Annotated in this window: 24 protein-coding genes; 16 read left to right on the top strand and 8 right to left on the bottom strand. The window is 69.3% G+C overall.

Translation table 11 applies throughout. The annotated features are described in order from the left end of the window. The first annotated feature begins 1 nt into the window (after window position 1). Complete coding sequence (locus tag AB0M51_RS01965) at window positions 2–1093, top strand: methyltransferase domain-containing protein (protein WP_344189905.1); 1092 nt, start codon at window positions 2–4, stop codon at window positions 1091–1093. Between the two features lie 22 nt (window positions 1094–1115). Continuing rightward, a complete protein-coding gene (locus tag AB0M51_RS01960) occupies window positions 1116–1412 on the top strand; it encodes a DUF6703 family protein (RefSeq protein WP_344189908.1) in 297 nt (98 codons plus the stop codon). A 19-nt stretch (window positions 1413–1431) separates the two neighbouring features. Here the strand turns inward: AB0M51_RS01960 and AB0M51_RS01955 are convergent, their stop codons facing one another. Continuing rightward, the gene (locus tag AB0M51_RS01955; RefSeq protein ID WP_344189910.1) at window positions 1432–1974 is read right to left on the bottom strand and encodes a TetR/AcrR family transcriptional regulator; all 543 of its coding nucleotides are present in this window, start codon (window positions 1972–1974) and stop codon (window positions 1432–1434) included. Between the two features lie 66 nt (window positions 1975–2040). Between AB0M51_RS01955 and AB0M51_RS01950 the strand changes: the two genes are divergently transcribed. Beyond that, window positions 2041–3264, top strand: coding sequence for an FAD-dependent monooxygenase (locus AB0M51_RS01950; RefSeq protein ID WP_363747712.1), 1224 nt, complete (start codon window positions 2041–2043; stop codon window positions 3262–3264). Here AB0M51_RS01950 and eboE read toward each other — a convergent pair. Beyond that, window positions 3223–4362, bottom strand: a complete 1140-nt coding sequence (gene eboE, locus AB0M51_RS01945; RefSeq protein ID WP_363747710.1) for a metabolite traffic protein EboE — start codon at window positions 4360–4362, stop codon at window positions 3223–3225. The two genes, AB0M51_RS01950 and eboE, sit on opposite strands and share 42 nt — an antisense overlap. 80 nt (window positions 4363–4442) lie before the next feature. Continuing rightward, complete coding sequence (locus AB0M51_RS01940) at window positions 4443–5705, bottom strand: YibE/F family protein (RefSeq protein ID WP_363747708.1); 1263 nt, start codon at window positions 5703–5705, stop codon at window positions 4443–4445. Window positions 5706–5757: 52 nt separating this feature from the next. On the opposite strand from AB0M51_RS01940, the gene AB0M51_RS01935 reads away from it, so the two are divergent. The 7 genes from AB0M51_RS01935 (at window position 5758) to AB0M51_RS01905 (ending at window position 11077) form a co-directional block, all read left to right on the top strand. Continuing rightward, window positions 5758–6696: a metal ABC transporter substrate-binding protein gene (locus AB0M51_RS01935; RefSeq protein WP_344189918.1), complete on the top strand. Its 939-nt coding sequence runs from the start codon at window positions 5758–5760 to the stop codon at window positions 6694–6696. Next, window positions 6693–7442, top strand: a complete 750-nt coding sequence (locus AB0M51_RS01930; RefSeq protein WP_363747706.1) for a metal ABC transporter ATP-binding protein — start codon at window positions 6693–6695, stop codon at window positions 7440–7442. The genes AB0M51_RS01935 and AB0M51_RS01930 overlap by 4 nt, the downstream gene beginning before the upstream one ends. Then, the gene (locus tag AB0M51_RS01925) at window positions 7439–8443 is read left to right on the top strand and encodes a metal ABC transporter permease (RefSeq protein ID WP_363747704.1); all 1005 of its coding nucleotides are present in this window, start codon (window positions 7439–7441) and stop codon (window positions 8441–8443) included. The genes AB0M51_RS01930 and AB0M51_RS01925 overlap by 4 nt, the downstream gene beginning before the upstream one ends. Before the next feature lie 51 nt (window positions 8444–8494). Next, entirely contained in the window at window positions 8495–8884 is a 390-nt protein-coding gene (locus AB0M51_RS01920) for a Fur family transcriptional regulator (protein ID WP_344189924.1), read from the top strand. A 74-nt stretch (window positions 8885–8958) separates the two neighbouring features. Continuing rightward, window positions 8959–9441, top strand: a complete 483-nt coding sequence (locus AB0M51_RS01915) for a MerR family transcriptional regulator (RefSeq protein WP_363747701.1) — start codon at window positions 8959–8961, stop codon at window positions 9439–9441. Window positions 9442–9514: 73 nt separating this feature from the next. Further along, window positions 9515–10489 (top strand): aldo/keto reductase, encoded by a 975-nt coding sequence (locus tag AB0M51_RS01910; RefSeq protein WP_344189926.1) that lies wholly within the window; start codon window positions 9515–9517, stop codon window positions 10487–10489. Window positions 10490–10582: 93 nt separating this feature from the next. After that, window positions 10583–11077 (top strand): GNAT family N-acetyltransferase, encoded by a 495-nt coding sequence (locus AB0M51_RS01905; protein WP_344189927.1) that lies wholly within the window; start codon window positions 10583–10585, stop codon window positions 11075–11077. On the opposite strand, the gene AB0M51_RS01900 is transcribed toward AB0M51_RS01905, so the two are convergent. Continuing rightward, entirely contained in the window at window positions 11063–12004 is a 942-nt protein-coding gene (locus AB0M51_RS01900) for a sigma-70 family RNA polymerase sigma factor (RefSeq protein ID WP_363747698.1), read from the bottom strand. The genes AB0M51_RS01905 and AB0M51_RS01900 overlap by 15 nt on opposite strands. 129 nt (window positions 12005–12133) lie before the next feature. On the opposite strand from AB0M51_RS01900, the gene AB0M51_RS01895 reads away from it, so the two are divergent. Then, window positions 12134–13504, top strand: coding sequence for an MFS transporter (locus tag AB0M51_RS01895; RefSeq protein WP_363747696.1), 1371 nt, complete (start codon window positions 12134–12136; stop codon window positions 13502–13504). Here AB0M51_RS01895 and AB0M51_RS01890 read toward each other — a convergent pair. After that, window positions 13455–14549 (bottom strand): S-(hydroxymethyl)mycothiol dehydrogenase, encoded by a 1095-nt coding sequence (locus tag AB0M51_RS01890; protein WP_363747694.1) that lies wholly within the window; start codon window positions 14547–14549, stop codon window positions 13455–13457. The genes AB0M51_RS01895 and AB0M51_RS01890 overlap by 50 nt on opposite strands. A gap of 123 nt (window positions 14550–14672) precedes the next feature. Between AB0M51_RS01890 and AB0M51_RS01885 the strand changes: the two genes are divergently transcribed. The 4 genes from AB0M51_RS01885 (at window position 14673) to AB0M51_RS01870 (ending at window position 18299) form a co-directional block, all read left to right on the top strand. Then, a complete protein-coding gene (locus AB0M51_RS01885) occupies window positions 14673–15554 on the top strand; it encodes an ABC transporter ATP-binding protein (RefSeq protein WP_363747692.1) in 882 nt (293 codons plus the stop codon). Next, window positions 15551–16360, top strand: coding sequence for an ABC transporter permease (locus tag AB0M51_RS01880; protein ID WP_344189934.1), 810 nt, complete (start codon window positions 15551–15553; stop codon window positions 16358–16360). The genes AB0M51_RS01885 and AB0M51_RS01880 overlap by 4 nt, the downstream gene beginning before the upstream one ends. Before the next feature lie 89 nt (window positions 16361–16449). Next, window positions 16450–17661, top strand: coding sequence for a sensor histidine kinase (locus tag AB0M51_RS01875; protein WP_344189935.1), 1212 nt, complete (start codon window positions 16450–16452; stop codon window positions 17659–17661). Beyond that, the gene (locus AB0M51_RS01870) at window positions 17658–18299 is read left to right on the top strand and encodes a response regulator transcription factor (RefSeq protein ID WP_344189937.1); all 642 of its coding nucleotides are present in this window, start codon (window positions 17658–17660) and stop codon (window positions 18297–18299) included. The genes AB0M51_RS01875 and AB0M51_RS01870 overlap by 4 nt, the downstream gene beginning before the upstream one ends. Window positions 18300–18340: 41 nt before the next feature. On the opposite strand, the gene AB0M51_RS01865 is transcribed toward AB0M51_RS01870, so the two are convergent. The 3 genes from AB0M51_RS01865 to AB0M51_RS01855 all read right to left on the bottom strand — a co-directional run bounded on the left by AB0M51_RS01865 (window position 18341) and on the right by AB0M51_RS01855 (window position 20352). Beyond that, window positions 18341–19243 carry a hypothetical protein gene (locus tag AB0M51_RS01865; RefSeq protein WP_363747689.1) on the bottom strand — a complete coding sequence of 301 codons (903 nt, stop codon included), beginning with the start codon at window positions 19241–19243 and terminating at the stop codon, window positions 18341–18343. Further along, window positions 19243–19407, bottom strand: a complete 165-nt coding sequence (locus AB0M51_RS01860) for a hypothetical protein (RefSeq protein ID WP_363747688.1) — start codon at window positions 19405–19407, stop codon at window positions 19243–19245. Before AB0M51_RS01860 ends, AB0M51_RS01865 begins: the two co-directional genes overlap by 1 nt. Window positions 19408–19485: 78 nt before the next feature. Beyond that, entirely contained in the window at window positions 19486–20352 is an 867-nt protein-coding gene (locus AB0M51_RS01855; RefSeq protein ID WP_363747686.1) for an isoprenyl transferase, read from the bottom strand. A gap of 137 nt (window positions 20353–20489) precedes the next feature. On the opposite strand from AB0M51_RS01855, the gene AB0M51_RS01850 reads away from it, so the two are divergent. Then, window positions 20490–21098: a hypothetical protein gene (locus AB0M51_RS01850; protein ID WP_363747684.1), complete on the top strand. Its 609-nt coding sequence runs from the start codon at window positions 20490–20492 to the stop codon at window positions 21096–21098. Window positions 21099–21436: the final 338 nt, after the last annotated feature.

Raw genomic sequence — 21436 nt, 5'->3', positions numbered from 1 at the left:
CATGACCACCACAACCGACCAGCGGGCCGCGGAAGCCGCCGAGGCCTTGATGGGACGCATCTTCGGCGCGGCACTCGGCGCCGCCGAACTGTTCACGATCTACCTCGGCGACGTCCACGGGATCTACCGGGCGATCGACGAGGGCGGACCTGCGACCGCGGCCGAGCTGGCCGAGCGGACCGGGCTCGACCACCGGTACCTGGTCGAATGGCTGCAGTCGCAGGCGATCAGCGGATTGTTGACAATCGACGGTACGGACGTGTGGACCGACCGGTTCAGCCTGGCCCCGGGAGTCCGCGAGGCGCTGCTCGAGCCGACGAACCCGGTGTACGCGGGCGGCCTGGCCGCGGTCGTGCCGGCCGTGGGCCGGGCGTTCCCGCAACTGGTCGAGGCCTTCCGGACCGGCGCCGGCGTGCCGTACGCGGCGTACGGCGACGAGGCCGTCCGGGCGCAGGAGATGCTGAACCGGCCCGCGTACGTGAACTCGCTCGCGGCCGAGTGGATCCCGAACGTCCCCGGGCTGCACGACCTGCTGACCAGGGGCGCGCGGGTCGCGGACCTGGGCACCGGGGCGGGCTGGTCGGCGATCGAGCTGGCGAAGGCGTACCCGGCGGTGCGGGTGGACGGGTACGACAACGACGAGGACTCGATCAGCCGGGCCCGGAGGAACGCTGCCGAACAAGGGGTTTCCGGCCGGGTCTCCTTCGAGGTCCGCGACATCGCCGACGTCGCCGCGAACGGCACGCCGTACGACCTGGTGACGTTCTTCGAGTGTGTGCACGACTTCGCGCATCCCGTCGAGGCGCTGACCGCCGCCCGCACCGCGCTGGCCCCGGGCGGTTCGGTCATCGTGATGGACGAGCATGCGGACGAGGTACTCGCCGCACCGGGTGACGAGGTGCAGCGGTTCCTGGCCGCGGCCAGCACGATCTGGTGTACGCCGCAGGGCCTCGTCGACGAGGACTCCGACGTCGTCGGCGCGATCATGCGCCCGGACCGGCTCCGGCACCTGGCGCAGCACGCCGGCTTCGGTCAGGTCGACGTACTGCCGATCGAGCACCCGTTCTGGCGGTTCTACCGGCTGACCCCCTGATCGGACCTGGAACAATAGGGACATGAGCACCCCGAGCAGCCCGTTGCGGCAGCGGATCACGAAGGCCAGTTATCCGTACGTCGCCAAGCTGCACGCCGCGCCCAAGCTGACCCTGCCCGGCATCACGCTGGTGCTGGCGCTGGCCGGGGTGTTCGCGCCGGTCGTCGTCGGGGTGCCGGCGCTCGTGCTGCTCGCGATGCTGCTCGGCTGGCTCGCGTTCCTGTCCTGGCCGGCCGTGACCGGTGGCGCGAAGTTCCTGCGGATCTTCTCGATCCTGATCATCCTGCTGTTCGCGGTGTCCCGGATCGCCAACGGTTAAGAGAGTTCCCAGACACCCTCTAAGGCCGTCCGAGGCTGTCGTAGGCAGCCTCGACGGCGGCCTCGCGCAACTCCGACACCGGCTCGTGGTCGAGCATCACCGCACAGTCGGACAGGCCGCCGAGCGCGACCATGCAACGGACCACGTCGGACAGCGACGGCTCGGTGCCGACCAGCAGTTCGGCGACCGTGCGGCGCCAGCCGATGAACCGGTCGGTGAGCTTCAGTTCGTGCAGGACGGACAGGTCCCGGATCGCGAGCTGGATCGTCTCGCGGTGCCGGTAGGACAGGTCGAAGTACGACCCGAGCAGCTCCCGCGGCGGCACCGGCGCGGCCGCCCGCTGTGCGGCGGCGTACGCCTCGAAGTCGGCGATCATCGGTTCGACCAGGCTGTTCAGCAGCTCCTCGCGGGACGCGAAGTGGTAGTAGAGCGCCGGTTTGGTGACGCCGAGCCGGTCGGCGATGTCGCGCAGGCTGGTCTGCTGCACCCCCTGTACGGCGAACAGCTCGAGCGCGGCCTGCTGGATCCGCGCCCGGGTGTCGCCGGTCCGTTGTCTCGGCATACCCGCAGATTAGCTGACCTTCCGTTAAGTTAGTCTATTTACCTTCCGATAAGTAAGGAGGGCCCGATGAAGATTCTGATCTCGGGGGCGAGCGTGGCCGGGCCCGTGCTCGCGTACTGGCTGCACCGCTACGGTTTCGAGCCGACCGTCGTCGAACGCACCCCGGCCGCCCGGCACGGGCTCGGCGGGCACGCCGTCGACCTGTACAGCGCGGCGGCAGAGGTCACCAGCCGGATGGGCTGCTGGGACACGATCGAGGCCGCCCGCAGCCGGCTCGACTCGATGACCGTCGAACGGTTCGGCAGGCGCCCGGTCGAGGTCGACCTGAGCCGGATGTACGCCGGGATCTCCAGCCGGCACGTGGAGATCCTGCGCGGCGAGCTTACCAAGATCCTGTACGACGCCAGTCGCGGCAGCGCGGAGTACCTGTTCGGCGACTCGATCGCGACCCTCGACGACGACGGCGAAGGCGTCGACGTCACGTTCGACTCCGGCCTCGAGCGCCGGTTCGACCTGGTGATCGGGGCGGACGGCCTGCACTCGAACGTGCGGCGGCTCGCGTTCGGTCCCGAGACCGAGGTGCTGCGCCCGCTCGGCGGCTACCTCGCGGTGTTCTCGATGCCGGACGTGTTCGGGCTAGGCAACCACATGCTCGCGCACTTCTCGGTCGGCAACCTCGTCGGCATGTACGGCGTACGCCAGACCGGCCAGGTCCGCGCGGCGTTCCTGTTCCGCGGCGAGCTGACGTACGACCACCGCGACAAAGAGCAGCAGAAAGCCCTGCTGGTGAAGCGGTTCGGCGACTACGGCTGGAAAGTGCCACAACTCCTGGAGCAGCTGCCCCAGGCACAGGACTTCTACTTCGACTCGATCGCTCAGGTCAGCTTGGACACCTGGCACCGCGGTCGGATCGGCCTGGTCGGCGACGCCGGGTACTCCCCTGGCCCTGCGGTCGGCGGCGGTACCAGCCTGGCCGTCGTGGCGGCGTACGTCCTGGCCGGTGAACTGGCCAAGGCCGGCGCCGCAGGGCTGCGCAACTACGAGGACGTGATCCGGCCACTGGTCGACAACAGCAGGAAGCTCAGCCCGAAGACCATGGGCACGATCATCCCCGGCAGCGCGCTAGCAGTGCGGCTGATGCCAGGAGCAGCAGCCACGCTGGCCAAGCTGCCGACGTCGCTGCAACGCCTCGTCTGGTCGCAGAACGAAGTAGGCAAGGTCTTCAGCTCGACAGCACTGCCCGACTACTCAGACCTCCTGAAGCCCGAGAGCGGTCAGCCGGTTCCGTAGCCACGAAAGTTCCTTGCCGAGCCGTTTCGCCAACGCCTGTTGGGTTCTGGGCTCCCGCGACCACACGTACACCTCTGATTCCAAGTGGTGGGTCAACGGATGCCCACCACCCACCAGACGCGCCAAGCAGTCGTCCAGTACGCCGGTAGTCGCGCTGAGCGGAGGTGGTGGCGCAGTATGAGCTGCCAGGTGCGCATGCATCCGCCAGGCCGCATGCCCAGACAGCTGCGACGCCTGCGCCACGTCGTCCACTCCTGGGCCACCCCACTCACGCACCTGCCGCAAGTACTTCGGTCTGCCGAGCTGGCCGAGCACGTACCGCCCGGACGCGTCAGACGGGTCAACCAGCGTGGGAGCGACCGACAGCTGTGCCTTCACCACGTCGACGCCCGCACGCCACAAGAGCTCGAAAGACTCGGCAGGGTCCTCGAACTGCACCGCCAGATGACACACGTCGAGTCCCAGCCCGATCCGCGACGTACCGCCGTACGGGCGCGAATAGCGGTCCAGCCACGCCGCAGTCTGCCCGATCATCTCCAGAACGCAGCCAGGCTCGGTCTCGACGGCAACACGGATCTGTCGACCGGTCCTGGCCTCCGTACGCGCCAGATGCTGCTCGACACGGTCGAACGCCTCCCGCGCGGCCCGATTACGCGCCCGCGACCACGGCGCCCGCCACGCGAGCGGCACGGTCGAGATCGAGCCGTACGACGCATCGTCAGGCAGCAGCTCCGCGAGTACGTCGACCAGGTCGAGCGTGTACCGGAGACGTTCGGACTCGGTCCAGTCCGGGCAGTACAGACCGGTGCCGGCGGACTTGTCTGTGTGCGGGATGCCGTTCACGGTCACGACTTCCAGGTGGTTGCGGTGCAGCGCGCGGCGGAGCTTGCTCAGCGACGCCGGCGAGTTCGCCAGCCGATCGGCCAGCCGGTGCGGGAACCACAGACCGACACCCAGCACCGGTACGTCGAGCGCGGACCGTACCAGCCCGGAGCACCCGTCCAGCCGCGCGACGAGCTCGTCCAGGTCGGCGGCCGGATGCACCGACGTGCAGTACCCCAGATGAACGGTCGAACCGTCCCGATGACGGAATCTCATCAGCACCCCCGTACAGCCACGGAAAGTAAGCACCTTCAGACATTCCGTGACCTACTAGCAGCGTACGAGCTGCCGCGCGACTAGGTCGCGGGATCCGGCGTGGCGACCAGGTCGCGGGAGCGGTCCGCGACTGCCATCGCGGCCAGGGCCGTGGTGAGCGGGACCGCCGCGATGATGCCGAGGCTGCCGACCAGGCCGCGGACGACCTCCATCGCGACCGCCTCGGTGGAGATCACCGACAGCATCGGCAGATCCTGGATCGCGAACACGAGCAGCACCGGCATCGCGGCACCGGCGTACGCGAGGACCAGAGTGTTGACCACCGAGGCCACGTGCGTCCGGCCGATCCGCAGGCCCGCGGACAACAGCTCCCGGCGGCTCGCCGCAGGGTTGGCGGCGGACAGCTCCCAGACCGCGGCCGCCTGGGTGACCGTGACGTCGTCGAGCACCCCGAGCGCACCGATCACCATCCCTGCCACCAGCAGCCCGGTGATGTCGAGGTCCGGCGCGAACGCCTTCGCCGACGACGCCCCCTCCGCGGCCAGACCGCTGAGCTGCGAGAACTTGGTGAAGAACCACCCGAGCAGCACGGTCAGGCCGAGCGCGGCGATCGTACCGGCCAGCGCGATCGCCGACTCGGCGTTGATCCCGTGCGTCAGGAACACCGCGATCGTCATGATCACCGCGCCGCCGACCACCGCGACCAGCAGCGGACTCGAGCCGCGCAGGATGGCCGGCAGGATGAACTTCGTCAGCATCACCGCCGTCACCGCGAGCGCGACCAGCGCCGCGAAGCCGCGCCACCGGGACAGCGCGACGACAGCGATCGCGAAGATCACCGCGAGGATCAGCAGCGGCTTGGTGCGGTCGTGGTCGACGTACTGGTACTTCTGGTCCAGCGGCGCGCCGTCCTGTACCCCGAGCATGATCACCTGGCCGGTCTCGACCGCGATCGCCGTACCGCCCGCGGTCGGCACCTGGACCGGGACGGCCTTGCCCTTGTCCGGGCCGTTGCTCAGCTCGACCGTCGCGAGGTTGCACTTGTCCTGCGGGTTCGGGCACGCCTTCAGCGCGGTCACCTCACCGCGCGCCGTGCTCGTCTGGTACCCCTGGACCTTCACGCCGCCACCCGGCCAGAGCACGATCAGCAGCACTATGGCGGCGACGATCAACGGGATCAGGACGGCCGCGACCACGATCCGCACCCGGCGGGCGACCACCGCGTCCGAGTTCACCACCCAGGTATCGAGGACGTGGTCCCCGTGGCCGTGTCCGTGCCCGTGAGAAAGGCGGCGGTTGCCCTTGCGGTCGGCACGCCGTCGCCCGACGTTGCGGCTGGCCATCGGCTACTCCCTGTTTTGACAATCAGTTCCAGCTACAATGAAAATGATTGTCATGAGATCTGGTCTTCGAGCAATTATCGCCGGTGCCGCGACGCTGGCCGTCCTCGCCCTCGCGGGGTGCGGCGCGCCCGCCGACGGTACTGCCGACGGCAAGCTCAGCGTGGTCACGTCGTTCTACCCGCTCGAGTTCATCGCCCGGACGATCGGCGGCGACGCGGTGCACGTGACCACTCTCACCGCCCCCGGCGTCGAGCCGCACGACCTCGAGCTGACACCGAAGCAGGTCGCCTCGATCGCCGAGGCCAAGCTCGTCGTCTACGAGAAGAACCTGCAGCCCGCCGTCGACGAAGCCGTCGACCAGAACGCCAAGGACGCCGGCTTCGACGTCGCCCCGGCCGCCCAGCTGGAGGACACCGGCGCGGACTTCGAGGAACACACCGACGCGGCGCCGGTCGCGCACAAGGACAACGCCCTCGACCCGCACTTCTGGCTCGACCCGGTGCGGTACGCGAACGTCGTGAAGGCGGTCGAGGAGAAGCTCGCGACCGTCGACAGCGCGAACGCCGCCGGGTACCACGAGCGGGCGAAGGCGCTGCTCGCGCAGGTCGGCGCGCTGGACACCGAGTACCGGACCGGACTGGCGCACTGCGAGCTGACGACGTTCGTGACCAGCCACGAGGCGTTCGCGTACCTCGCGAAGCGATACGGTCTGACGATGATCGGGATCGCCGGGTTCACGCCGGACGCGGAGCCGACGCCGAGCCGGATCAAGGAGGTCCAGGACATCGTGAAGGCCCAGCACGTGACCACGATCTTCTACGAGGAGCTCGTCAGCCCGAAGGTGGCCGAGACGATCGCGAACGACGTCGGCGTCAAGACCGCCGTACTGAGCCCGATCGAGGGCCTGTCCGACGCGAACTCCAAGGACACCTACCTGACCCTCATGCGGCGCAACCTGCAGGAGCTCGAGAAAGCGAACGGCTGCTCGTGACTGCTGACAACGCGGTGAGCGTCGACGATCTCTCGGTGGACCTCGGCGGCCGGCTGATCCTCCGGGGTATCGACCTGCGGATCAGGCAGGGTGAGGTGCTGGCCGTGCTCGGCACCAACGGCTCCGGGAAGTCCACACTGATCAAGACCGTCGTCGGCCTGTTGCCGGCGGCCCGCGGCGAGGTCCGGCTGTTCGGTACGCCGGTCCCCCGGTTCCGCGCCTGGCGCCGGGTCGGGTACGTGCCGCAGCGGATCACCGCGGCCGGTGGCGTCCCGGCGACGGTGCACGAGGTGGTGTCCTCCGGGCTGCTCTCGAAGCGCCGGATGTTCACACCGCTCGGTGCCGCCGGCAAGCAGGCGATCGAGGACGCGCTGCGGGTCGTCGACATGTGGGACCGGCGCAAGGACGCGGTCGCCGAGCTGTCCGGCGGCCAGCAGCAGCGGGTGCTGATCGCCCGGGCGCTGGTGTCCGATCCGGACCTGCTGGTCCTCGACGAGCCGACGGCCGGCGTGGACCTGGCCAGCCAGCAGATCTTCGCCGACGCGATCCGCGAGCGGGTCGAGCGCGGGACGACGGTGGTGATGGTCAGCCACGACCTCGGCCCGATGGACGCGCTGATCGACCGCTCGGTGGTGATGCGCCGCGGCCGGATCGTGTACGACGGCCCGCCGCACGCCTCCCAGACGCACGCCCACGTCCACCACTCGCACACCACCGACGACGAACCCGGATGGCTCCCGTCATGACGCTTTTCGAGCTCGAGTTCATGCAACGGGCGCTGATCGCGGGGCTGCTGACCGGGCTGTCCGCGCCGGCCATCGGAACGTATCTGGTGCAGCGGCGGCTGTCGCTGATGGGCGACGGGATCGGGCACATTGCGATCACCGGTGTGGCCCTCGGTCTGCTGACCGGGAGCGCGCCGGTGCTGACCGCGGTGATCGTGTCGATCGCCGGCGCGACCGCGATCGAACTGGTCCGCGCCCGCGGCAAGGCCACCGGCGACGTGGCACTGGCACTCCTGTTCTACGGCGGTATCGCGGGAGGCGTGCTGCTGATCGGCCTGGCCGGTCAGGGCGCCGCAACGCTGAACACGTACCTGTTCGGCTCACTCACCACGGTCTCCCAGAGCGACCTGTACGTCGTTGTCGGCCTGGCGATCGCCGTCCTGGTTGTAGCGATCGGCCTGGGCCCGCAGTTGTTCGCGGTGTGCCAGGACGAGGAGTTCGCCCGTACGACGGGACTCCGGGTGCAGGTGCTCAACCTGGTGATCGCCGTGATGGCCGCGGTCACCGTGACGGTGGCCATGCGCACCGTGGGGCTCCTGCTCGTCAGCGCGCTCATGGTGGTCCCCGTAGCGACAGCGCAGCAGATCACGCGCTCGTTCCGCAGTACGTTCGTGACCGCGTGCATCATCGGTGTGCTGGCGTGCCTGGCCGGCATCGTCACGTCGTACAACGCGAACGTCGCACCTGGCGCGACCATCGTCGTACTGGCGCTGGCCGGGTTCGTGGTGGCGGCCGTGGTCGGGACTTTGCTCCGGCGGCGGAGCGGCAGGGCCCGGCCGCTGGCGGACGAGGAGCCCGAGGTCGGCCTACCGTCTCCGGAGCCGCACGTGGTGAGCGCCGGACACCCGCACGCGCACAACCCGGAGTGCGGTCACAAGAAGGTCGAGCACGGGGACCACGTCGACTACGTCCACGACGGTCACCTGCACGCGGCACACGGCGATCACTGGGACGAACACTGATTTGCCGACTTCTGAGAGAATTGCCGAGGCAGTGTGATGACAGGAGGAACGGTGGCTATCGGAACACGCTCGACCCGTCAGCGCGCGGCGGTCGCGCACGCGCTCGACCAGATCGACGAATTCCGCACCGCCCAGGAGATCCATCTGGAGCTCCGGTCGGCCGGTGAGGCCGTCGGGCTGACCACCGTGTACCGCACCCTGCAGGCGCTCGCGGACTCCCGCGAGGTCGACGTCCTGCGCACCGCCGACGGCGAGACGGCGTACCGGCGCTGTTCGAAGGGCCATCACCACCACCTGGTCTGCCGCAGCTGCGGCCGCACCGTCGAGGTCGAGGGCCCGGCCGTCGAACGCTGGGCCGACAAGGTCGCCGCCGAACACGGCTACACCGACATCAGCCACACCCTGGAGATCTTCGGCACCTGCGCCGACTGCCAGAAGTAGAGTCCCGAGACCCCCTCTAGGTGACGCAGGTCACCTTTGCCTTTGAGCGCACTCAAAGGCGTAGCGTCTCTGCCATGACCACGATCGAGCTGCTCACCCCGCCGGTACGCCGGGCGGCCATCGCCGCGCACGCGCCCGAGCTGGATCCGATCGATCCGGACCTGCTGTGCCTGCTGGACCTTCCGGACGATCTGCCTGAGCAGCTGAGCATCGCCGAGGCGGCCGAGCTCACCGGTCTCACCGCGCACACCCTGCGGTACTACGAACGCATCGGCCTGCTCGAGGTAGGCCGGGACGCGGCCGGCTACCGCAGCTACGACCGCCGCGCGATGACCAGGATCGTGTTCATCAGCAGGCTGCGCGTGTCCGGGATGCCGATCGGCACGATCAGCCACTACCTCGACCTGGTCCTGCAGGGCGAGGAGACCGCACCTCAGCGGCTCGCCCTGATGCAGGAGCACCGGGCGCGGATCCACCAGCAGCTGCGGGACCTGCAGCTCGCACTCGCGGTGACCGACTACAAGATCGCCGTGTACGGCGGCACCGCCGAACCGTAACCAACCGATCAGCTCAGCCGACCGTCACGCACGCTCGGCCGGCGGAGCTATGTCTTCGATGAGGAGAATCTTCATGAAACTGGGCACTCAGGGCGCCGAGGTCAGCCGGCTCGGACTCGGCTGTATGGGAATGAGCTTCGCGTACGGCGCCGCCGACGACAACGAGTCGGTCGCCACCCTGCACCGCGCGCTCGACCTCGGCATCACGTTCCTCGACACCGCCGACATGTACGGCTTCGGCGCCAACGAGGAACTGGTCGGCCAGGCGATCGCGGACCGCCGCGACGAGGTGTTCCTGGCGACCAAGTTCGGCATCACCGGCGACGCCCGGAACCCGGCGGCGCGCGGCATCAACGGCTCGCCGGAGTACGTCCGGTCGGCCATCGACGCGTCCCTGCGGCGGCTCGGCGTCGACCACGTGGACCTGTACTACCAGCACCGGATGGACCCCGACGTACCGGTCGAGGAGACCGTCGGCGCGATGGCGGAGCTGGTCGCGGCCGGGAAGGTGCGGTACCTCGGGCTGTCCGAGGCGTCCGCGGAGACGATCCGCCGGGCGTACGCCGTGCACCCGATCACCGCGGTCCAGTCCGAATGGTCGCTGTTCAGCCGGGACATCGAGGACTCGGTGCTGCCGGTCTGCCGCGAGCTCGGCATCGGGATCGTGCCGTACTCGCCGCTCGGCCGCGGCATGCTCACCGGCGCGCTGCCCACGGAGCTCGCGGCCGACGACTTCCGCCGTACCCTGCCGCGGTTCTCCGGCGACAACCTGGACGCCAACCTGGCGCTGGTCGAGCAGATCCGGGCGGTCGCGGCCCGGCACGACGCGACGCCGGGCCAGATCGCGCTCGCCTGGGTGCTTGCGCAGGGCAACGACGTGGTGCCGATCCCGGGCACGAAACGGCGCAAGTACCTCGAGGAGAACTGGGCCGCCGTCGACGTCGAGCTGCCCGCGTCCGACGTCGAGGCGCTGTCGAAGCTGACCCCGGCCGGTACGCGATACGCCGACATGGCCTGGGTCGCCGGGCAGACCGCACCGCGGAGCTGATAAACTGTACGCAGTAAGCCTTCCTACCGGATTCTTCCGGCGGAAGGCTTTTCTGCGTTCTGGATCCCTTTTCGATTCCTTGTGAGGAGACCTGTGTCCGATCTGCTGATACGTCGTGTCGACGCGTCCGACCGTCCGTTGATGGAGCGGCTGTGGCTGGTGTTCCGCCACGACATGTCCGAGTTCCACGGACGGCTCCCGCGCCCGGACGGCACCTACCGCACCGAGTGGCTGGAGAACGTCCTCACCGGCCATCCCGAGTGGGCCGGGTACCTGATCTCGCTCGGCGATGCGCCGATCGGCTTCTGCTTCATGCGTGCGCTGCAGCAGCCGGTGCACGTCCTGAACGCGTTCTTCATGGTCCGTTCGGTCCGTCGGCACGGGTACGGGCTGCAGGCGGTGCAGCAAGTACTCGCCCGCCACCCGGGTCCGTGTGACGTCGCGTTCCAGGACAACAACGAGAAAGCTGTCCGGTTCTGGCAGCGGGTCGCGACCGAGATCTCGGGGGACGCGTGGACCCAGGAGGCGCGCCCGATCGCGAACAAGCCGGACGCCAAGCCTGATCAGTGGATCTCATTCAAGGTCTAGCGGCAGCCCGAAGTACTCGAAGAGCTCCTGGTCGAAGAAGACCACGTTGTGCGTGATGCCGGCCTTGGCGACGGTGAACACCTGCAGGCTGTGCGCGTGGAACCGCCCGTCGTCCCCGCGCACGTAAGCGCCGACGGCCGGTTGGTCGTTGGCGACCGTCGGCAGCATTCGCCAGGCCGGGCCGCGCATCGCGTACACGCGAGCCATGAACTCGCCGTACGCCTCGGGCCCGACGTACCACAGCGGGGCCGGCGGCATCTCGAGCACGACCCGGTCGGTGAGCAGCCGGGTCAGGCCGCTGACGTCGGCGGCCTCGAACGCTCGGACGTAGTCCTCGACGATCGCCCTGATCTCCTGGTCGTCGGGCTCGTCGACGTCGTCCTCGGTGATACCGATCTCGGCGAGCTTGGCCCGCGCCCGCTGCAGCGCGCTGTTCACGCTCGCGGACGTCGTCTCGAGGGCGTCGGCGATGTCCGCGACCGGCCAGTCGAGGACGTCACGCAGTACCAGGACCGCCCGTTGCCGGGCCGGGAGGTACTGCATGGCGGCGATCAGGGCGAGTCGCAGACTCCCCTGCGCGACCATCGCCGCGGCCGGATCGGTCGGGAACGGCTGCAACCACGCCACGTCCGTCGACAACTCGATCGGCGCGTGCGCGTCCTCGGTCACGCTCACCAGCCCCGACGGCAGCGCGCGCCGGCCCTTGCCCTTGAGAGCGGTCAGGCAGGCGTTCGTGGCGATCCGGTAGAGCCAGGTCCGCATCGACGCCCGCTGCTCGTCGTACGTGCCGGCGGCCCGCCATGCCCGGAGCAGGGTCTCCTGCACCAGGTCTTCCGCGTCATGGGTTGATCCGAGCATGCGGTAGCAGTGCAACAGCAGCTCGTGCCGGTGCGGCTCGGTCATCCGGTCGAAATCGTCACGGTCCATCGTCGTCAGCCTCCCACAGGTCGCTCGTACTTACCGCGCGACCTCGCGAAAATCATCGGTCCGCCACCGATGAATCCGGCGCGCCCGCCAGGTATATCCCCACGACCCGTGCAGACAAGGGAGAACCTGATGACCGCTGTAATCGACCGTCCCGCGGAAACCCGGCGTGGGCTGATGCTCGCCGTACTGCTGCTCGGCCAGTTCATGGCACTGCTCGACACGTCGATCGTGAACGTCGCGATGCCGGCCGTCGGCGCGGGCTTCCACGCCTCCGGCGCCTGGCTGCAACTGGTCGTCGGCGGCTACCTGGTGGCGTACGCGATGACGCTGATCACCGGCGCCCGGCTGGGGGACCTGTACGGCCGCCGCCGGATGTACCTGACCGGCGCGATCCTGTTCACGCTCGCCTCGCTCGGCTGCGGCCTGGCGCCGGCGATCCTCCCGCTGGTGCTGTTCCGGTTCGTCCAGGGGGTCGCCGCGGCGATCATGGTGCCGCAGATCATGAGCCTGATCCAGGCCCACTTCGCCGGACCGGCCCGCGCGAAGGCGTTGTCGGCGTACGGCGTGACGCTGTCCGCCGGCCAGGTCGCCGGGCTGATCGCCGGCGGTCTGCTGGTCGGTGCGAACCTCTTCGGCTCCGGGTGGCGACCGGTGTTCCTGGTCAACGTCCCGGTCGGCCTCTGCCTGGCGATCCTGGTTCCGCGCTCGATACCGGAGGACCGCCCGTCGTCCGCGCGGCGCCTCGATCTCACCGGGCTGGCCTTGTCCACGGGCGCCGTACTGCTGATGGTGCTGCCGGCGGTGGTCGGTCACGAGATCGGCTGGCCGCTGTGGACGCTCGGCTGCATCGCCGCCGGCGTCGTACTCGCGGTGGTCTTCGTCCGGTTCGAGCGCCGTACGGCGGACCCGTTGCTCAACCTCGAGGTGCTGCGAGCCCGTGGGTTGCCGGCCGGGCTGCTGACGATGGTGTGCGCGGTGCTGGCGCTCGGCGGGTTCCTGTTCGCGTTCACCCTGCATCTGCAGACCGAGCTCGGCGAATCGGCGATGCGGGCCGGTCTGACCTGGTTGCCGTTCGCGATCACCTTCGGGTTGGTCGGGTACTTCTGGCGGATCGTCCCTGCCCGGTTGCACCACCTCGTCGTACCGACCGGCCTGGTGCTGTGCGCTGTCGGGTACGCGGGGGTCGGGTCGTTCCGCTGGCCCGCGATGGTGCTGGCGGGAGCGGGGATGGGGTTGTCCGCGAGCCCGCTCGTCACCCAGTCGCTGGTGAACGTCCCGCTGCCCCGCGCCGCCGACGCGAGCGGCATCCTCACCACGACGATGCAGCTCGGCCAGGTCGCCGGCGTCACGATCTTCGGCACGGTGTACCTGTCGACCGAGTCGTTCCCGACGACGAGCCGGGCGGTCGCCCTGGCGGCGGCGATCGGCATCGTCGCCGCCGGGTTCCTCGCTAGAACAGTACGACCGACCGCAGTACGTCGCCGTGGTGCATCTTCGTGAACGCGTCCTCGACGTCCTCCAGCGCGATCGTCTCCGACACGAACCGGTCCAGCGGCAGCCGGCCCTGCAGGTGCAGGTCGACCAGCATCGGGAAGTCGCGGCTCGGCAGGCAGTCGCCGTACCAGCTCGACTTCAGCGAGCCGCCGCGGCCGAAGAAGTCCAGCAACGGCATCTCGAGGCGCATCTCGGGCGTTGGTACGCCGACCAGGACGACCGTGCCGGCCAGGTCGCGGGCGTAGAACGCCTGCTTCCAGGTCTCGGGGCGGCCGACCGCGTCGATCACCACGTCCGCGCCGAACCCGCCGGTCAGCTCCTGCACCGCCTCGACGACCCCGTCGTGGTCGAGGCCCTGGGAGTTGATCGTGTGGGTGGCGCCGAGCTCCTTCGCGGTGCCGAGCTTGCGTTCGTCGAGATCGAGCGCGATCACCTTCGCCGCCCCGGCGAGGCGCGCGCCGACCACGGCCGCCGTACCGACGCCGCCCGCACCGATCACCGCGACCGTGTCGCCGCGGCCCACGTTGCCGGTGTTGAGCGCGGCGCCGAGACCGGCCATCACGCCGCAGCCGAGCAGGCCCGCCACCTCGGGCTTGGCGGCCGGGTCCACCTTCGTGCACTGCCCGGCCGCGACCAGGGTCTTCTCCGCGAACGCCCCGATGCCGAGCGCCGGGCTCAGCTCGGTGCCGTCCTTGAGCGTCATCTTCTGCTGGGCGTTGTGCGTGTTGAAGCAGTACCAGGGCCGGCCGCGCAGGCAGGCGCGGCAGTTCCCGCAGACCGCCCGCCAGTTCAGCACGACGAAGTCGCCCGGCTGTACGTCGGTCACCCCGTCGCCGACCGCCTCCACGATCCCGGCCGCCTCGTGCCCCAGGAGAAAGGGAAAATCGTCGTTGATCCCGCCCTCCCGGTAGTGCAGGTCCGTGTGACAGACCCCGCAGGCCTGCACCTTCACGACCGCCTCACCGGGTCCCGGATCCGGGACCGTGATCTCCTCGATCGACACCGGCGCACCCTTACCCGCCGCCACCACACCACGCACCGTCTGAGCCATCCCCCGACGCTAACCGCCGTACCACCCCCGACGCCATCCCCTCCGCGTGTCCACCGGACGGGGGACACGGGGTACGTCGGGTGGTGCTCCCGGGGGACGGGTCCGCGGGGCGAGGGTTGGGGTATGGAGAACGACAACGCAGTGCGGGTGCGCGGCCTCGTGAAGAGGTATCCGGACAAGGTGGCGGTCGACGGTGTCGACCTGGACATCCACCGGGGCGAGGTGTTCGCGCTGCTCGGCCCGAACGGCGCCGGCAAGACGACGACCGTGGAGATTCTGGAGGGGTATCGCCACGCCGACGAGGGACAGGTCGACGTACTCGGATCGGACCCGGCGCACGCCGACCGGGTCTGGCGGTCCCGGATCGGGATCGTCGCGCAGACCACCCGGGACGAGGCGGTGCTGTCGGTCGCCGAGATGGTCACCCACTTCGCCGGCTACTACCCGAACCCGCGCGACCCCGAACAGGTGATCGCCGCGGTCGGCCTGCAGGAGAAGCGCAAGGCCCGGATCCGCAGCCTGTCCGGCGGCCAGCGCCGTCGGCTGGACGTCGCGCTCGGCGTGATCGGCAACCCCGAGCTGCTGTTCCTGGACGAGCCGACCACCGGGTTCGACCCGGAGGCGCGCCGGCAGTTCTGGACGCTGATCGAGGAGCTCCGCACCGAGGGCACCACGATCCTGCTCACCACCCACTACCTGGACGAGGCCGAACACCTGGCCGACCGGGTCGGCGTGATCGCCGACGGCCGGATGATCGAGGTCGCGACACCCGACACCCTCGGCGGCCGCGGCGCCCGTACCGCACGCGTCTCCTGGCTCTCCGCCGACGGCGTCCGCGAAGTACGGACCGACCAGCCGACCGCCGAGGTCGCCCGGCTGATGACCGAGTACGGCGGCGCCGAGGTGCCGGAGCTCGAGGTACGGCGTCCGAGCCTGGAAGACATCTACCTGGAACTGATCGGGTCGGTCGCCACCGCCCCGGCACTGGAAGGAGCTCTTCGGTGAGCACCGTACTGCCGTCCCCGCTGAAGGTCGGACTCTCGCGAACGGGAATCGAGGTCAAGGAGTTCTTCCGCGAACGCGAGCAGCTGATCTTCACGTTCTTCTTCCCGATCATCTTCCTGGGCATCTTCTCCGCGGTGTTCAGCGGCACCGACTTCTCCGGCGGTGTCACCGCGGCGACCTACTTCACCCCGGGGATGATTGCCTCCGGCATCTTCCTGACCAGCTTCCAGTCGCTGGCCATCGCGATCGCGATCGAACGCGACCAGGACGTCCTGAAGCGGCTCCGCGGTACGCCGATGTCGCCGCAGTCGTACTTCATCGGCAAGATCGGCATGGTCCTGGTCACCTCGGTCCTGCAGTTCGCGCTGCTGCTCGCGATCGCCGGACTGGCGCTCGGCGTCGACATCCCGACCGCGCCGGCCAAGTGGCTGGACTTCCTGTGGATCTTCGTCCTCGGTACGGCGTCCGGTTCGGTGCTCGGGATCGCGTTCTCGGTCGTACCGAAGTCCGGCCGGGCCGCGTCCGCGGTCGTGACCCCGGTGGTCCTGCTGCTGCAGTTCATCTCCGGCGTGTACTTCGTCTACAGCAGCCTCCCCGCCTGGATGCGGACGGTCGCGGAGTTCTTCCCGCTGAAGTGGCTGGCGCAGGGCATGCGGTCCGTGTTCCTGCCGGACGGCTTCGAGGTGAACGAGCCGGGCGGGTCCTGGCAGCTCGGCACCGGCGCGATCGTGCTCACCGTCTGGCTGGCCGTCGGCCTCTTCCTCGCCCAGCGGCTGTTCCGCTGGACCCGGCGGGACGCGGGCTGATGAACGGGCTCCCCGCGCGGCGTGCTGCCGAGGAGCCCGGGCGACTCGGACCTCGTCCGTGGATCCTCGTGTGGAGGAAGATGGGGTCCGTGCAGAACTCACGCGGCGCCGGGCAGCCGGTCTGGACCCGGGCGCTGACCGGCTGGCACATCGTGTTCTGGGTGCTGCTCGGGATGACGCTGGCGTTGTCGTTCCTCGGTCACCTCGGCACGGTGCGGCAGTCGGTGTACGTCGGTACGGTCGTCGTGCTCGCGGCGGCCTACCAGTTCGTCGGGCTGCCCGCGATCCGGTCCCGCCGGCCGGTTCCGTCGTACACCTATCGGCTGCTGCTGATCGCCTGCCTGGCGGTGCTGATCGGGATCTACCCCCAGTCGGTGTTCCTGATGTTCATCGCGTCCGCGCAGATCTGGCTGCTCTGCGAGGACCTGCGCGAGGGCATCGGGCTGAGCGTGCTGCTGGTGCTCGGCGTCGGTACGGCGCAACTGTGGAACACGGGGTGGGGCTGGAGCGCGTTCTGGCAGATCCTGCCGTGGATGCTGGTCAGCCTGGTGGTCAGCCTGCTGTTCGGGATCTGGATCGAGAAGGTGATCACGCAGAGTCAGCAGCGTGCGGAGCTGATCGAGCAGCTCGAGTCGGCGCGCGACGAGCTCGCCGAGGCGCACCACAGCGCGGGGGTGATGGCCGAGCGGGAGCGGATGGCGCGGGAGATCCACGACACGCTCGCGCAGGGCATGACGTCGATCGTGATGCTGACCCAGGCCGCTGCTGCCGAGCTTTCCCAGGGTGGTGGGGCCGGTGTGCCGGCTCGGCTCGCCGCGATCGAGGACACCGCGCGGGAGAACCTGGCCGAGGCGCGGGCGTTGGTTGCCGCGTTCACCCCGGTCGCGTTGTCGGAGGCAACCTTGACCGAGGTACTGCGTCGCCAGGCGGAGCGGTTCGCGGCCGAGACCGGGGTCGACGTACAGGTCGCGCTGGACCTGCCGGACGACGAGGTCGCGGCGCTGCCCCAGGCGCAGCAGGTGGTGTTGCTGCGGTCGGCGCAGGAGGCGCTGGCCAACGTGCGCAAGCATGCGGCCGCGACGCAGGTACTGATCACGCTCGGGTTGTCCGACGGCGGCGTCTGGATCGAGATCCGGGACGACGGTTCCGGGTTCTCCCCCGGTGGCGATTCGGCCGGCTTCGGCCTGAACGCGATGCGCGGCCGGGTCGAGGAGTCGGGCGGCACCGTCCAGATCGAAAGCGCGCCAGGCCACGGCACGCGCGTACAGGTTCTGATCCCTGCAGTACAGGAGGACGTGTGATTCGGGTTCTGGTGGTCGACGACCACCCCGTGGTGCGGTCCGGGCTGTCCGGCATGCTGTCGGTGACCGAGGACATCACGGTGGTCGGGGAGGCCGGCGACGGCTCCGAGGCGCTCGCCCTCGTCGAGTCGGCCAAGCCCGACGTCGTACTGATGGACCTGCGGATGCCCCGGATGGACGGGGTCGCCGCGACCGGGGCGATCGTGTCCAGCCATCCGTCCACGCGGGTGCTGGTGCTGACGACGTACGACACCGACACCGACATCCTGCACGCGGTCGAGGCCGGCGCCGCCGGGTACCTGCTCAAGGACACCCCGCACGCCGAGCTCCTGAACGGCATCCGCGCCGCGGCCCGCGGCGAAACCGTCCTCGCCCCGCCGGTCGCCGCCCGCCTGATGTCCCGCCTCCGGACGCCGGCCGCCCCCGCGGCGGCGCAACCTTCACCGCGCGAACTCGAAGTACTCGCCGCCGTCGCCCGCGGCCTCAGCAACGCCGAGATCGGCCGCGAGCTCTTCATCGGGGAAGCGACGGTGAAGACCCACCTGCAACGCCTCTTCGCCAAACTCGACGTCGACGACCGCACCCGTGCCGTCACGGTCGCGATCGAACGCGGTCTGCTCCCCTCTCCAGGCCGCTGAGCCCGGCTCCGGGACGCTGAGCCCCGCGCCGGGGCTGAGACTTAGCGGTCGCGACCGGTGTCCTGCGGCTGATGTGCCGACCGTGTGTGCAACAGGTCCTGGATGCCGTTTCCGGACTCCGCAGCTCCCGCGCGCTCACCGGTCTGTGCGCCCGCGGGCGTCGGATTCGTCCCGGCCCGGACCGCATCCGCCAGCTCGGCCTCCTGGTAGGCGTCCTTCTCCAGACCTTCGATGTCCCGGGTCTTGGAGACGATGCCTTCGCGCACAGGGGCCAGGTCGGCACGGGCCTGTTCCACGTCCGCGGTCACCGACGTACTGACCCTGGTGACGGTCGACGACAAGTTGTGACGATCGACGTCCGCGACCTCCCGCTCGACCCGGCCGAACGCTTGTGCCGCGGCCTGCGCGTCGGCGAGCTGGCCCTCGGCCGTCTGCAGTCCACGGCAGGCCGCCGCCGTATGGGTCCGCATCGCGGTCACCCTCGTGCGCAGGTGCTTCGCCTTGTCGCCGAACTCCGGGAACGACTCGAGCTTGTCCACGTCACGGAGCGCTTCGTCGAGTCCGGCCGCGCTTGTCTCCAGGTCGTCACGGATCGCCTCCAGCTGCGCCTGCGCGGCGCCGATCCGCCGCGCGACGTATTGCCCCTGCTCCTGCGCGCCGCGGAACTCACGCAGTACGTCGCGCCTGGCGTCCAGCAGGTCCTCGGCGTCGCGGGGATCGCCGGTACGTCCGGCGAACCGGCGCTGCGCCTCGGCGTCGAACTCGGCGTCCTCCAGGCGTTCGACGGCCGACATCGCGCGGACGTCCTCGATCCGGCTCTCGAGCGCCTGGCCGAAGTTCTCCTCGCTCAGCGCGTCGGCCGCGTAGGCGAGAGTCACCCGCGCCCTGGTCATCGTCTGCCGGACCCGGTCGGTCAGGAGCGCGATGTCGTTCTCGTTCGCCATCAGCGCTCGTCCTCCGTTCCGTCCTGCCGCTCCGCCGCCAGGCGGTCGTCCTCGGCCAGACCGGCGCGCAGCTCCGCGGCCACTCTCCGGACCTGCTCCTGTGCGGCCCGTAGCTCCCGCTCGACGATCTGCTGCGGGGTCTCGTCCGTCGGCTGGTCCTGCACGCTGCATCACCCGTTCATGTCGTTGACATCTGCAACGAGACTAGACGCTGCCGGGTCGAGTTCCGTTCCACGCGCGGGTCAGCTGAGCGGACCCTCAGGGTGTGCGGCCACCTCGTTCGGGATCGCGCCGCCGTACCGCCGATCCCGCTGCGCGTAGAGCTCGATCGCCCGCCACAGGTCCCGCCGGTCGAAGTCCGGCCAGAGCGTGTCCAGGAACACCATCTCGGCGTACGCCAGCTGCCACACCAGGAAGTTGCTGGTCCGCTGCTCCCCCGACGACCGGACGAACAGGTCGACCTCGGGGATGTCCGGCGCATACAGGTGCCGGGCGACCGTTTGCTCGCTGATCCGGTCCGGCTTGAGCTTGCCCTCGGCAACCTCCCGCGCGATCGACCGCATCGCGTCCGCGATCTCCGCCCGGCCGCCGTAGTTCACACAGAACTGCAGCGTGATCGTGTCGTTGTGCTTGGTCCGCTCCTGCGCGTACTCGAGCTCGTCGATCACGCTCTTCCACAACCGCGGCCGGCGCCCCGACCACACCACCCGCACCCCCATCGCGTCCAGCTCGTCCCGGCGCCGGTGGATGACCTCCCGGTTGAACCCCATCAGGAACCGGACCTCCTCCGGGGAGCGCGCCCAGTTCTCGGTGGAGAAGGCGTACGCCGAGATGTACTTCACCCCGATCTCGATCCCGCCCTTGATCACGTCCAGCAGACTCGCCTCGCCCGCCTTGTGCCCCTCGGTCCGCGGCAACCCCCGCTGCTTGGCCCACCGCCCGTTCCCGTCCATCACGATCGCCACATGCCGCGGCACCAGTTCCCTGGGCACGGCCGGCACCCGAGCCCCCGAGGGATGCGGCTCCGGCGCCACCACCACCTTCTCCCCCCGCCGCTCCGCACCGAACGACTCCGACCCCCGACCCCGACGACGACCAATAGGCGACATACCCCGCAGTCTCCCATCCCCCTCTGCAGCAACCTGCAACCTGTGGACAACCCCACCCCCCGAACACCCTCCGTATGCAACCCTTAACCCACCACAACCCCCGCACCCCGCCCCACCCCAGAACGGAGCCCCACCCCATGCCCCGCCGACCGCTCCTGACAGCCGCCGCCACGCTCAGCACCCTCACCCTGCTGACCGCCTGCACCGGCTCCCCCGAAGCCGGCCGGCCCAACCCCACCCCCACAGCCACCACCCCCACACCGACTCCAACCCCGGCATCCCCATCAGCACCGACCTGGACGCCCGAGGAACTGGCCGCCATCACCGCTGCCAAAGCCCGGTATGCCATTACGACCGCTGCCATTGACCGGACGTTCATGAATCCGTCAGCACTGGATCGACCGACGCTCGAGAAGGCGGGTCTGAGCGGCGAATGGATCATTACGATCGTCGATCAGGCACGAACGCTGGTAAGCAACGGGTTGTATATGACCGGGAAGGTACAGATCGCAAAGACGTCGGTGGTGTCGGTCAAGCTGAAGCAGGCTCAGCCGGAGGTCATTCTCTTGAACTGTCTCGACAGCTCGAAGCAGGTCATGCGATTCAAGAGCAACGGCAAGGAGGTACCGTCTGGCCCCGGTGCCGGGAAACGTCGGCAAGTCAGCTCCGAACTGCGTTTCGCTCCGGGCCAAGGCAACCAGAAGTTGTGGTTTCTCATCTCCGACAAGGACAAGGGACCATGCTGAGCAGAGCCAGATTCAGTTGGCTCGTCGTCGTAAGCTCGCTCGTCGGCGTGCTTCTTTGCACGGGCACTGCAGTTGGGTATCCACCAGACACCCCGCCACCGGGCCCGAACTACAAGTGGATATGCGTCGGCAACTTTTGCCAATGGAAGCTCGTAGGCGGGAAGACCACCACTGCCACCCCAACCGTACCTGGGACGCCCGGGACGCACGGCAAGACAACCAGCGTTGAATGCCGGTTCCGCGGAGCGTTGGTGCCTTGTGTTGACGCGGAGCTCGGGAGTTGGTCCAACGGCCACCAGTGCTATATGAAACGCGAAGAACCTCAGCCTCCACCTGGT

The sequence above is a fragment of the Kribbella sp. NPDC051137 genome (assembly GCF_040682535.1).
Taxonomy (GTDB): Bacteria; Actinomycetota; Actinomycetes; order Propionibacteriales; family Kribbellaceae; genus Kribbella; species Kribbella karoonensis.
The sequence above is the reverse complement of the archived record's forward strand: the minus strand, read 5'-3'. Positions and strand labels throughout refer to the sequence as shown.